This window comes from Vicinamibacterales bacterium (assembly GCA_035699745.1).
Lineage (GTDB): Bacteria > Acidobacteriota > Vicinamibacteria > Vicinamibacterales > 2-12-FULL-66-21 > JAICSD01.
In genome coordinates this window covers 1-12,186 of the sequence record DASSPH010000033.1, presented here as the reverse complement: position 1 = coordinate 12,186, position 12,186 = coordinate 1, and the positions used below count along the sequence as shown (strand labels likewise).

Sequence of the window (12,186 nt, the reverse complement as noted above, 5' to 3'; positions counted from 1 at the left end):
AGGCGGCGGTTCGGATTGACTTCGACCGGCACCTGGTAGTTCGAGCCGCCGACGCGGCGCGACTTCACTTCGAGCGCCGGCTTGACGTTCTCGACCGCCTTCTTGAACACCTTGAGCGGATCGTCGCCGGTCTTCTCCTGGATCGAACGGAGGCTGGCGTACATGATCTTTTCGGCGGTGTTGCGCTTGCCGTCGCTCATCAGCGTGCTGATGAACTTGGTCACCAGCGAGCTGCTGTAGATCGGGTCGAGCGGGACTTCACGTTTCGGGACTTCGCGTCTACGAGGCATAAATCAGTTACCAGTTTGCGGTTTGCATCCGCAGTTAAGACTTCGGGCGCTTGGCGCCGTATTTCGAACGACCCTGTTTTCTTCCCTGCACGCCCACCGCGTCGAGCGTGCCGCGGACGACGTGGTAGCGCACGCCGGGGAGGTCCTTGACGCGGCCGCCGCGGATCAGCACCAGCGAGTGCTCCTGCAGGTTGTGGCCGACGCCCGGGATATAGGTGGTGACCTCGATCCCGTTCGTGAGGCGCACGCGCGCGACCTTCCGGAGCGCCGAGTTCGGCTTCTTCGGGGTCTGCGTGAACACGCGGACGCAGACGCCGCGCTTCTGCGGGCTGTTCTGCAGCGCGGGGCTCTTGGTCTTGGTCAAGACCTTGTCGCGTCCCTTGCGCACAAGCTGGCTGATCGTCGGCACAGGTACTCCGTCGAAAAAAAGACCCATCGAAAAAGGTGCATGCCCCCAGACAGGGGTGGCCCCGTTTCAAAGGTTGATTGTTCCAGGCCTAGGGAGCCGCAAATACGGCCCGGCACCTGGAACTGACTTACCCTATTCGGTTTATGTTGCGCGCCCGTTCGGACGCGTGCGTAGGATCCGCGATGAAACGGACCCTGTTTTGGGATTCGGCTCTAGATAGGGTGTCCTAGCGCCGACCAGAACCTTGCAAATATAACAAACCGGGAGGCGGGACGCAAGCGGGATGGGGCCCGGCCGAGCGGCCGAGCCCCGGAATTACGGCTCAGTTGGCGCGGATCCCCACGCTGCCCGATGCGTTGCCGACCACCACCGTCCGAATCTGGCGGCCGTGGTCGGTGACGACGAGCCTGAGCTGAACGGACGGCGTACCGTCGGACGGCACGATCGTGGCCGTTCCCGTGCAGTCAGGATTGATCGCGTAGGTCCCGGTCGCCGAGCGCCAGTCCGGCGAGAACGGCGCGCCGTTCCGAGTGGTGAAGTCCACCTGCGTGAGGCCCCCCTCGCCGTCGAAATGCGTCATCGCCACGCCGCGGAGCAGAAACGCGTTCGGCGTACCGGCGAGGATCGTCCCGTCGATCGAAAACCCGTAGTCGCCGCGAATCGTACGGTCGCTGCAGGGAGCACCCGCCGGGGGCGCAGCCTGCGGACGCGCGTCCGGGACTGCCGAGAGTCCAGCCACGCCGCACGCGAACAACACACCGGCCGCCCCGAACCACCGCGCCACTGTCTGTCTGGTCATATTCGAACCTCCGGGCGCATCCTCGTGCGCCGCGACCCCCGCCGCCCATAAAGGAGGGCTGAAGGAAGTCTGGAGGTTTTGTGAAGCCCTAAGTGATACACCGCCCGAGTCTTATGAGATTCTACAGCCCTGCGGGAACGATGACCGACACCGACGCCAGAGCACGCATACGCTTCGACAGCTTCGAACTCGACTTCGCCGCGTACGAATTGCGCCGGGGAGGCGCCCCCGTGCGTCTCGAGCGCAAGCCGATGGAGGTGCTGATGCTGCTGCTCGAACGCCGCGGCCAGCTCGTCTCCCGCGAGGACATCATCGATCGACTCTGGGGCGCGGATGTCTTCGTCGACGTCGAAACGGGCATCAACACCGCCATCCGCAAGATCCGCATCGCCCTGCGCGATCCCGCCGAGGCGCCGCGGTTCGTGCAGACGGTCCCCGGCAAGGGCTACCGGTTCGCGGCACCCGTGGAACTCGTGAGGGAGCCGGTCCAGCCGGGCGCGCCGGTCCGTCCCGACCCCTCCCCTCCTGCGGCGGTGGCCGCTGCCCCGGCTCCGCGCCGCTCCACCCTGCCGCTCGTCCTCGGCCTCGCCGCCGTCGGCCTCCTCGTGGCCGCCGCGGCGCTCATCACCTTCTGGCGGCAGCGGGCGGCGCCGGCGGCGCCCGCCGAGACGCTGGCTGTACTGCCGTTCGTGAACATCAGCGGCGATCCGGCGCGCGACTATCTCGCCGACGGACTGGTCGAGGAGATCATCGCGTCGCTGGGACGGATCGATCCGGCCCACGTGATGGTCATCGGCCGCACCTCGGTGATGACCTACAAGGGCGGGACGAAGTCGCTGGCGGTAATCGGCAAGGAACTGGGCGTCGACTATCTGGTCGAGGGCTCGGTGCGCGCCGAAGCGGACCAGTTGCGGGTGACCGCGAAGCTGATCCGCGTGCGGGATCAAGTCCAGATCTGGTCGGAGTCCTACGATCGCTCCGCCGCGAGCGCGCTGTCGCTGCAGCGCGAGCTGAGCGCCGCGATCGCCCAGCAGGTGCGGCTCCGCCTGTCTCCCGAACGCCTCGACGCGCTGGCGCGGCGGCAGACGGGCAACGCCGAAGCGTACGACCTCTATCTGCGCGGCCGCGGCTTCATCAACCAGCGCACGCCGGCAACGACCGCGAAGGCGCTCGAATACCTGCAGCGGGCCACCGCGCTCGATCCCACGTATGCGCTGGCGTGGGCGGGCCTGGCGGAGGCGTACGCGGCAAGTCCGATCAATGGAGACGCCGATCCGCTCCTCATGGCGCCGCTGGCGCGGCAGGCGGCGCAGCGGGCCATGGCGGCCGACCGCGATCTGGCAGAGGCGCAGTTCGCGGCCGCGTACATGAATTGGATGTACGACTGGAACTGGCCGGCAGCCGTGGACGGCTTCCGCCGCGCGGCGGCCCTGGACCCCGGCCTGGCGCTGAACCAGGTCAGCCTCGGCCATGTCCTGTCACAGATGGGCAGGCACGAGGAAGCGGAGACGCAACTGAAGCGCACCCGCGACGTGGATCCGCTGAATCCGATGGTGCACGCGATCCGGGCGCAGGTCGCCTTCCAGGCGCGCCACTACTCCGCCGCCGTCGAACATGCGCGGCAGGCGATGACCCTGGACGACGGATTCTGGATCGGGCACATGGAGGCGGGGCAGGCGTACGCGGAACTCGGCCAGCCCGAACTCGCGTTCGAGCGATTCGCCGCAGCCGCGCGCCTGTCGGGCGGGAACAGCAAGCCGTTGTCCAACAGGGGGCATCTGCTCGCCCGGCTCGGACGGACCGCGGAAGCGCGCGAGATGCTCGCCGCGCTGACCTCCGCGGCGGCGACCCGCTACGTCCCGCCGTATGCGGTGGCGCTGATTCACGCCGGGCTCGGGGAGCGTGACGCCGTGTTCGCGTGGCTCGAACGCGCCTACGCGGTGCGGGACGTGCACCTCATCTTTCTGACGGCCGATCCGAAATGGGATCCGTACCGCGCCGATCCGCGCTTCACCGCGCTCGTGAAGCGATGCGGGTTCCGCTGAGGTTGGATACGGTTGACGCACCGATGTTTGAAGGGAATGAGCTCAGGAGGTTCCATGAACAAGGACGAGCTCAACGGGAAGGTCGACCGCCTCAAGGGAAACATCAAGGAATCGGTCGGCGAGGCGACCAACGATCCGGATCTGCGCGATGAAGGCATCGCCGATCAGGCCGCCGGCAACGTGCAGGAAGGCTTCGGCAAGGCGCGCCGTAAGGTCGGGGACGCGATCCACGACGTGGCGCACAAGATCAAGGACTGACGCGAGACAGGACGGGCGGCGGCGGCTTGCCATTTGACAAAGCACCGCCGTCCGGTCCAGAGTGAAGCGAATGCGTTTCGTGCCGGCCGTCAGCGTCTGCGTCTGTTGTTGTCGGGCAACCGACTTCCGGGCAGACGTGCGTGCGCCGCATGAGGGAACCGACTAGAACGTAACCCTTACAGACGCCGCGATTTTCAAAGGCCCGGAAGTCACCGACTTCCGGGCCTTTGTGTTTTTGCCATGGATCTATTGCCGACATTCCTCAAGCTGGCCGGCCGCCGCGTCCTCGTCGTGGGCGGCGGACCGGTCGCCGCGTCGAAGCTGGATGCGCTGTCGCGCGCCGGCGCGGACATCACCGTCGTCGCGCCCGCGGTCCACGCGTCGATCGCGGCACGCCCGGACGTTCGCGTCGAGGCGCGCCCGTATGCCGCGCCGGATCTCGACGGCATCTGGTTCGTCGTCGCCGCCGCCACGCCGCAGGTGAACGCCGAGGTCGCGCGCGACGCGGAGCGCCGCGGCCTGTTCGTGAACGCCGTCGACGATCCGGCGAACGCGTCCGCGTATCTCGGCGGTGTGGTCCGGCGGGCGGACGTCACCATTGCCATCTCCACCAGCGGCGCCGCGCCCGCTCTGGCCGGGGTGCTGCGCGAAGCGATCGACGCGCTGCTCCCGATCGACCTCGATCGCTGGAGCGCCTGCGCGCGGGATCTGCGGATCGAATGGAAGCGAACCGGGCTGCCCATGTCCGAACGCCGCCCGCAATTGATTGAAGCCCTGAAGGGACTCTATCCATGACCTCGTCCGTCCGAGGATTCGTTTCCCTCGTCGGCGCCGGGCCGGGGGATCCCGGCCTGCTCACCCGGGCGGCGCTCGCCCGCCTGCGCCGCGCCGACCTGGTGCTGTTCGACGCGCTGGTCGATCCGGATATCGTGCGGCGCGCGCGCCGGGCGCGCCGGTTCTTCGTCGGCAAACGCGCGGGGCGGCCGTCGATCGCGCAGGAGACGATTCACGCGCTGATGATCCGCGCCGCGCGGCGCGGGCAGCGCGTGGTGCGGCTGAAGGGAGGCGACCCGTTCGTGTTCGGCCGCGGCGGCGAAGAGGCGCTCGCGCTGCGAGCCGCGAACGTGCCGTACGAAGTGATCCCGGGAATCAGTTCGGCGCTCGCCGCGCCGGCGCTCGCGGGCATTCCCGTGACGCACCGCGGCACGGCGCGGGCGTTCACCGTGATCGCGGGACACGCACCGGCGAGCTACGAGCCGGTGCTCGATGCCATCGCGCCTGCCGCCATGACTCTCGTGTTCCTGATGGCGCTCGGCCGGCAGCGCGAGATCGCGCAGGCCCTCATCGCTCGGGGGTGGCGCGCATCGACGCCGGCCGCGGTCCTGCTGTCCGCGTCGCGCGCTGAGGCGGAAGAGTGGTTCGGGTCGATCGCGTCGCTCGCCGCCGGCGATGGCCCGGCCGAGGCCGGCCGTCCGGGGATGATCGTCGTCGGCGACGTGGTGGCGGTGAGCCTGCAGCTTCGCGCGCCATCGGCACTCGCCGTGGGAGGAGCCCGATGAAGCGCGCCGCCCTCGACCCTCGCCCCTCGACGCTCGACCCTCGCCCCTCGCCCCTCGACCCTCGCCCCTCGATCCTCGCTCTGATCGGCAATACTCCCCTGATCCGCCTCACCGGCTTCGACCCCGTCATCGCCCCGGGAGCAGAACTCTACGCGAAGGCCGAGTGGTACAACCCGGGCGGATCCGTGAAGGATCGCGCCGCGGCGCGGATGATTGCGGCCGGCGAGCGATCGGGCGCGCTGAGGCCCGGCGGGACATTGCTCGATGCCACGTCGGGCAACACCGGCATCGCCTACGCGATGCTGGGCGCGGCGCTCGGCTACCGGGTGCGCCTCTGCGTGCCGGCCAACGTCACGTCCGAGCGCCTGCGCATGCTGCAAGCCTACGGCGCGGAGGTGATTCTCACCGACCCGATGGACGGCTCCGACGGCGCGATCCGCGAAGCCCGCCGGCGGCACGAGGCCGATCGGTCGCTGTTCTACCCGGACCAGTACAACAATCCCGCCAACTGGCGCGCCCACTTCGAGACGACGGCGCCGGAGATCTGGCGGCAGACCGGCGGGCGCATCACGCATTTCGTGGCCGGCCTCGGCACGAGCGGCACGTTCGTCGGCACGGTGCGGCGGCTCCGCGAGTTGAACCCGGCGATCGAGACGTTCTCGGTGCAGCCGGACAGTCCGCTGCACGCGATCGAAGGGCTCAAGCACATGGAGTCGTCGATCGTGCCGGGCATCTACGACGACACCCTCGCCGGCGAGGCGCTGCGCGTGTCGAGCGAAGAGGCGCAGGAGATGACGCGCCGGCTGGCCAGGGAGCACGGCCTGCTCGTGGGCGTGTCCAGCGGCGCGGCGCTGGCGGCGGCGCTGCGCGTCGCGGCCACCGCCCCCGGCGCGGTGATCGTCACCATCTTCCCGGACGGCGGCACGCGCTACTTGTCCGAGGATTTCTGGGGCGCCTCGAGATGAACGCGAACCGGATCACGCTCGCGCCGGACGCGATCGACACGATCCGCGCGCACGGCGCCTCGGCCTATCCGAACGAGTGCTGCGGCGCGTTGATCGGCTCCTCGGACGCCGGCCGCACCCACGTCGCCGAAGCACGCCCGCTCGACAACGTCACCGAGGAAGGACCGCGCCGGCGCTTCCGGGTCAGCGCGGCGGACTATCGCACCGCGGAGCGCCACGCCGCAGACGCCGGCGCCGATCTCGTCGGCTTCTATCACTCGCATCCCGATCATCCGGCCGAGCCGTCGCAGTACGACCTCGACCATGCCTGGCCGAACTTCAGTTACGTGATCGTCGCGGTCGGCGGCGGCACGCCGCGCGCGCTGCGTTCCTGGCGGCTCCGCGCCGACCGTTCCGGCTTCGAAGAGGAGACACAGTCATGACCCGCATTCTCATTCCGACTCCGCTGCGCGCCTTCACCAACAGGCAGGATGCGGTCGAAGCGGCCGGCGCCACGATCGGAGAGGCGCTCGCCGACCTCACCGCGAAGTTCGGCGACCTCCGGCCGCACCTGTTCACGCCGGAAGGACGGCTCCGCAGCTTCGTCAACGTCTACGTCAACGACGACGACATCCGCTACCTGCAGCGGGAAGCGACGCCGCTCAAATCCGGCGACGTCGTGAGCATCGTCCCTTCGGTGGCGGGAGGGGCGCCGGTGAGCGAGGCGATCGACTCGCCGTCGCTGACGGCAGACGAGATGCGCCGGTACAGCCGCCACCTGATTATGCCGGAGGTTGGCGTCGAGGGGCAGCGCCGGCTCAAGGCGGCGAGCGTGCTGTGCATCGGCGCCGGCGGCCTCGGCTCCCCGGCCGCGCTCTACCTCGCCGCCGCCGGCATCGGGCGGCTCGGCATCGTCGATTTCGACGCCGTCGACTTCAGCAACCTGCAGCGGCAGATCCTGCACGGCACGGCGGACGTCGGACGGCCGAAGCTGCAGTCGGCGCGCGACCGGCTCGGCGCGATCAACCCGGAGATCCGCATCGACACCTACGAAACCTCGCTGACGTCGAAGAACGCGCTCGACCTGTTCGGCGATTACGACGTCATCCTCGACGGCACCGACAACTTCCCGACGCGCTACCTGGTGAACGACGCGTGCGTGCTGCTCGGCAAGCCGAACGCATACGGGAGCATCTTCCGCTTCGAGGGTCAGGCGTCCGTGTTCGCGGCGCCCGGCGGCCCCTGTTACCGCTGCCTCTACCCCGAGCCGCCGCCTCCCGGCCTGGTGCCGAGCTGCGCCGAAGGCGGCGTCCTCGGCGTGCTGCCCGGCGTGATCGGCACCATCCAGGCGACCGAGGCGATCAAGCTGATCCTCGGCGTCGGACGCCCCCTGGTGGGCCGCCTGCTGCTGTACGACGCGTTCAACATGGCCTTCCGCGAGCTGAAGCTCCGCCGCGATCCCGACTGCCCGATCTGCGGCGAGCATCCGAGCATCCGCGCGCTGATCGACTACGACCAGTTCTGCGGGATCACGCCGGCGGCGCAGGCCGCGCCGGCCGTGCCCGAAACGACCGTCGAGGATCTGAAAGCGCGCCTCGATCGCGGCGATCGCGTGTTCGTGCTCGACGTGCGCGAGCCGGCGGAATACCAGATCTCGAGAATCGCCGGGTCGACGCTGATCCCGCTCGGCGAACTGCCGAAGCGCCTCGCCGAGCTGCCCTCCGGCGCCGGCGCCCCCGACATCGTCGTGCACTGCAAGATGGGCGGCCGCAGCGCGAAGGCGGTGAAGCAGCTGATCGACGCCGGCTTCACGCGGGTGCAGAACCTGAAGGGCGGCATCCTCGCGTGGAGCGACCGGATCGATCCGACGCAACCGAAATACTGACGGCGCACGCTGTCTCTCACAGGAGAACCGGAGAGCGGGAGCACGACCGAACAGAAAATGCCCGTGTTCTCCGGCTCTCCCGTGAAAGACGGTGAATGTCGCCGCGAGTGAAAGGCAGTGAGCCATGGCTGTAGTTGACGATCCCAGGACATACGGGCGCGCGCGGCTGAGTTTCGCGGAGGCCGCGGACATCGACGAGTTCGCGTCGGTGCTGGCGCAGTTCGAGCAGGGGGAGATCGGGCCCGATCAGTGGCGCGCGTTCCGCCTTCTGCGCGGCACGTACGGGCAGCGCCAGGCGGAGGATGCGCAGATGCTGCGCGTGAAGATTCCGCAGGGCGTGCTCACCGGGCCGCAGCTGGAGGCCCTCGCCGACGTCGCGGAGCTCTACTCGCGCGGGTTCGCCCACATCACGACGCGGCAGAACATCCAGTTCCATTTCATGAAGCTGCACGACGTCGAGCCGGCGATGCGCCGGCTGGCGGAAGCCGGACTGACGACGCGCGAGGCGTGCGGCAATTCGGTGCGCAACATCACCGCGTGTCCGTTCGCCGGGTTGTCGCACGACGAGGTCTTCGACGTCACCCCCTACGCCGAAGCGCTCACCCGCTACCTGCTGCGGGCGCCGCTCAGCTCGAAGCTGCCGCGCAAGTTCAAGATCGGGTTCGAGGGCTGTGCCGAAGACCACACCAAGGTGGCGATCAACGATCTCGGCTTCCGCGCCACGTCCTCCGAGGACGGCGCGCGCGGCTTCCGCGTCACCGTCGGCGGCGGGACCGCGATCATGTGCCGCGACGGCGCGGTCCTTCACGAGTTCATCGCGACCGAGGAGATCTACGACGTCGCCGACGCGGTCATGCGGGTCTTCGCGGGGTTCGGCGACTACGAGCACAAGCAGCGCAACCGCCTGAAGTTCCTGATCAAGAGCCTGGGGTGGGAGCGCTTCGTCGCGGAATACCGCCGCGCTCTCGACGCCGTGCGCTCCGCGCCCCGGCGCGAGCGCCCCGCCAACCCGGATCACGCGGGCATCGAGGCGCCGCCCGCGTGGCCCGCGGCGCCGGTACCGGACCTGTTCGCGATCGCCGCCCAGGCCGCCTCGGCCGAGCTGCGCGGCGCCGGGACCAGGCCGTCGCTGCTGCCGATGACCAACGACTCGGAGCAGCGCTGGCTGCAGAGCAACGTGCTGCGGCAGCGACAACACGGCTATGCGATCGCCATGGCCACCGTGCCGCTGGGTGATCTGACGTCGCCGCAGTTCCGGATCGTCGCCGATCTCGCCGCGTCGTTCAGCGACGGCACGGTGCGCGTCACCGTCGATCAGAACCTGGTCTTCCGCTGGGTGAAGACGGAGCGGCTGCACGAGTTCTACCAGGCACTGGCGGCCGCGAGTCTCGCGCATTCCGGCCGTGGCACCCTCGCCGACGTCGTCAGCTGCCCCGGCGCCGAGACCTGCCGCATCGCCGTGACGCAGTCGCGCGGTCTCGGCCACCTGCTCGGGGAACACCTGCGCGCGCACCACGACGTGACGGCGGCCGCGGGTCCCGGCGACATCAAGATCAGCGGCTGCCCCAACGGCTGCGGCCAGCACCACATCGCCGCGATCGGGTTCCAGGGCAGCATCAGGAAGCTCGGCGACCGCGCCGTGCCGCAGTATTTCGTCATGGTCGGCGGCGGCGTCGACGCCAGCGGCGCCGTCTTCGGGCGCATCGCCGCGAAGATCCCGGCGCGGCGCGCCCCGCAGGCTGTCGATCGGCTGGTCGCCCTGTATCAGGCGGACCACCGCGACGGCGAACGCCTGTTCGACTTCCTGCGCCGCGCCGATCTCGCGCGCGTCAAGGGCGCGCTCGCGGATCTGGAGAGCCTCACCGAGGCGGAGGCCCGGCCGGAAGACTTCATCGACCTCGCCGAAGACAAGGCGTTCGCGCCGGAAGTGATGGACGGCGAATGCAGCGCGTAGGGAGCCGCGGCGCCTCGAGGCGTGCGGCCGGCGCCGCATATAATCAGCCGGATGAAGTACCGCACGTTCGTCGCCGCCTGCACCGTCGCGGCGCTGGTGGCCGTTCCGGCCGCGCAGGCGCAGCTCGATCCCGGCATCAACGACAGGATTCGCCAGGAGTCGGAGAAGAACTCGCAGGTGATGCGGACGCTGCATTTCCTGACCGACGTTCACGGGCCGCGCGTCACCGGATCGCCGGCTCATAAGGCGGCGGCCGAATGGGCCGTGAAGACGATGACGGGCTGGGGCCTGCAGAATGGCAAGCTCGAGCCGTGGGAATTCGGGTACCCCGGGTGGGCGAACGAACGGCTGTCGGTGCATGCGGTCTCACCCTACAAAGACGCGCTGGTCGTCGAGGCGCTCGCCTGGACGCCGGGCACGAACGGCCGTGTCACCGCACCGGCGTTCAACCTGATCGTGCCGGAAGGGCCGCTTGCCGCCCCTGACGCGCCCAACACGGGACGGGGTGGACGCGGGCCGGCGCGGCTCGGGCCGACCGAGGCCGAGCTCACCGCCTATCTCGACTCGATCAAGTCGCGCGTGACCGGCGCGGCCGTCCTGGTCGGCCGCCCGGTGATGGTGCCGGTGAATCTCGCGCCGCCGCCAGGGCGCCAGACCGACGAGCAGGTTCGCTGCCGCTACGAGGAGGCGGCCGCGAACGACCCGGGGTGTCTCAATCAGGGACGCGGGGGACGCGGCGCGGGCGGGGGCGGCGCCGGACGCGGCCAGCAGCCCGGCGATCGGCTCACCACGGCGCAGGTGCAGCAGCGCGTCAACGCCTTCCTCGTCGCCAGCAAGGCGGCGTTCCGGATCAACGACGCCGGCCGGCCCCACGGGCAGATCACCGCGTTCGACAACAGCACGCGCGACATCACCAAGGCGGTGCCCACCGTGGTGATGCGCAACGAGGATTACGGGCGCATCGCCCGCGTCCTCGCCGACGGCACGCCGGTGCAGCTCGAAGCCGAAATCCTCAATCGCTGGTATCCGGAAGGGAAGACCTCGTACAACGCCGTCGCCGAGATCCCGGGAAGCGACAAGAGCGACGAGATCGTGATGGCCGGCGGGCACCTCGACTCGTGGCACTCCGCCACCGGGGCGACCGACAACGCCGTGGGCTGCGCGATCATGATGGAGGCCGCGCGCATCCTGAAGGCGCTCGGCGTGCAGCCGCGCCGCACGATCCGCATCGCACTCTGGAGCGGCGAAGAGCAGGGGCTGCTCGGATCGATTGCCTACGTGAAGGCGCACTTCGGATCCGCCGAGGAGCCCGGGCCCGAGTTCGCAAGGTTCAATGGCTACCTGAACATCGACACCGGCACGGGACGGCTGCGCGGCGCCTCGGTGTTCGGCCCGCCCGAGACGGCGGCGGTGCTGCGCGAGATCCTCGCCCCCTTCAAGGACCTGAAAGTCGGCGGCGCGTCGGCGACCACCTCACGCGCGACCGGCGGCACCGACAGCACGTCGTTCAACAACGCCGGCCTCCCCGGCATCGGGTTCAACCAGGATCCCATCGAGTACAGCAGCCACACGCACCACACCAACCTCGACACCTACGAGCGCGTCATCGAGCAGGACGTCCGCGACGCCGCCGTGGTCGTCGCGGGAACGCTCTATCAGCTCGCGATGCGCGACGACATGCTGCCGCGCTTCACCACCGACAAGATGCCGCCGAAGCCGGCCCCGCGCGCCGGGGGTGCGTTTTAATCGAAGGAGGCGAAGGAATGCGAAGGGTCGAAGGTAATTGCGCGCGGTGACGTCGAAGGACTCGAAGGTCGAAGGTTCATGCGGAAGGTTCCTTCGACCTTCGACCCCTTCGAACACCTACTGAGACACCTTCGAGCTCCTTCGAGCTCCTTCGCTCCTTCGCCTCCTTCGCAGCTTCGATTAGAGAGACACCATGCCGAAACTGATCGAGAAGCCGACCGTGATCGACTGCGTGGGCACGAAGCCCAAGCAGATTCAGGAATTCGCCGGACGCGTGAACTCGGGCCACTCGGCCGT

At 69.1% G+C, this 12,186-nt stretch carries 12 protein-coding genes and 1 pseudogene; 10 read left to right on the top strand and 3 right to left on the bottom strand.

Going from position 1 to position 12,186, the window contains the following annotated elements:
* The 3 genes from VFK57_06615 to VFK57_06605 all read right to left on the bottom strand — a co-directional run.
* Nucleotides 1-290, bottom strand: a 290-nt coding sequence (locus VFK57_06615) for a 30S ribosomal protein S7 (protein ID HET7695363.1), incomplete at its 3' end; no start/stop codon positions are given.
* 34 nt (nucleotides 291-324) lie between these two features.
* Entirely contained in the window at nucleotides 325-699 is a 375-nt protein-coding gene (gene rpsL, locus VFK57_06610) for a 30S ribosomal protein S12 (protein HET7695362.1), read from the bottom strand.
* 322 nt (nucleotides 700-1,021) lie between these two features.
* Complete coding sequence (locus tag VFK57_06605) at nucleotides 1,022-1,498, bottom strand: hypothetical protein (GenBank protein HET7695361.1); 477 nt, start codon at nucleotides 1,496-1,498, stop codon at nucleotides 1,022-1,024.
* 113 nt (nucleotides 1,499-1,611) lie between these two features.
* Between VFK57_06605 and VFK57_06600 the strand changes: the two genes are divergently transcribed.
* The 10 genes and pseudogenes from VFK57_06600 (at nucleotide 1,612) to VFK57_06555 (ending at nucleotide 11,889) form a co-directional block, all read left to right on the top strand.
* Entirely contained in the window at nucleotides 1,612-3,543 is a 1,932-nt protein-coding gene (locus VFK57_06600) for a winged helix-turn-helix domain-containing protein (protein HET7695360.1), read from the top strand.
* Between the two features lie 54 nt (nucleotides 3,544-3,597).
* The gene (locus VFK57_06595; GenBank protein ID HET7695359.1) at nucleotides 3,598-3,801 is read left to right on the top strand and encodes a CsbD family protein; all 204 of its coding nucleotides are present in this window, start codon (nucleotides 3,598-3,600) and stop codon (nucleotides 3,799-3,801) included.
* Between the two features lie 240 nt (nucleotides 3,802-4,041).
* Nucleotides 4,042-4,596, top strand: a complete 555-nt coding sequence (locus tag VFK57_06590; protein ID HET7695358.1) for a bifunctional precorrin-2 dehydrogenase/sirohydrochlorin ferrochelatase — start codon at nucleotides 4,042-4,044, stop codon at nucleotides 4,594-4,596.
* Nucleotides 4,593-5,360: a uroporphyrinogen-III C-methyltransferase gene (gene cobA, locus VFK57_06585; GenBank protein HET7695357.1), complete on the top strand. Its 768-nt coding sequence runs from the start codon at nucleotides 4,593-4,595 to the stop codon at nucleotides 5,358-5,360. The genes VFK57_06590 and cobA overlap by 4 nt, the downstream gene beginning before the upstream one ends.
* Entirely contained in the window at nucleotides 5,357-6,325 is a 969-nt protein-coding gene (locus VFK57_06580; GenBank protein ID HET7695356.1) for a cysteine synthase family protein, read from the top strand. The genes cobA and VFK57_06580 overlap by 4 nt, the downstream gene beginning before the upstream one ends.
* Nucleotides 6,322-6,747 (top strand): M67 family metallopeptidase, encoded by a 426-nt coding sequence (locus tag VFK57_06575; protein ID HET7695355.1) that lies wholly within the window; start codon nucleotides 6,322-6,324, stop codon nucleotides 6,745-6,747. Before VFK57_06580 ends, VFK57_06575 begins: the two co-directional genes overlap by 4 nt.
* Nucleotides 6,744-7,001, top strand: a pseudogene (locus VFK57_06570) (MoaD/ThiS family protein). The gene VFK57_06575 and the pseudogene VFK57_06570 overlap by 4 nt, the downstream one beginning before the upstream one ends.
* A gap of 30 nt (nucleotides 7,002-7,031) precedes the next feature.
* Nucleotides 7,032-8,189 carry a molybdopterin-synthase adenylyltransferase MoeB gene (moeB, locus tag VFK57_06565; GenBank protein HET7695354.1) on the top strand — a complete coding sequence of 386 codons (1,158 nt, stop codon included), beginning with the start codon at nucleotides 7,032-7,034 and terminating at the stop codon, nucleotides 8,187-8,189.
* 124 nt (nucleotides 8,190-8,313) lie between these two features.
* Nucleotides 8,314-10,143, top strand: coding sequence for a nitrite/sulfite reductase (locus VFK57_06560; GenBank protein HET7695353.1), 1,830 nt, complete (start codon nucleotides 8,314-8,316; stop codon nucleotides 10,141-10,143).
* Nucleotides 10,144-10,194: 51 nt separating this feature from the next.
* On the top strand, nucleotides 10,195-11,889 hold the full coding sequence (locus VFK57_06555) for a M20/M25/M40 family metallo-hydrolase (GenBank protein HET7695352.1): 1,695 nt from the start codon (nucleotides 10,195-10,197) through the stop codon (nucleotides 11,887-11,889).
* Nucleotides 11,890-12,186 lie beyond the last annotated feature (297 nt).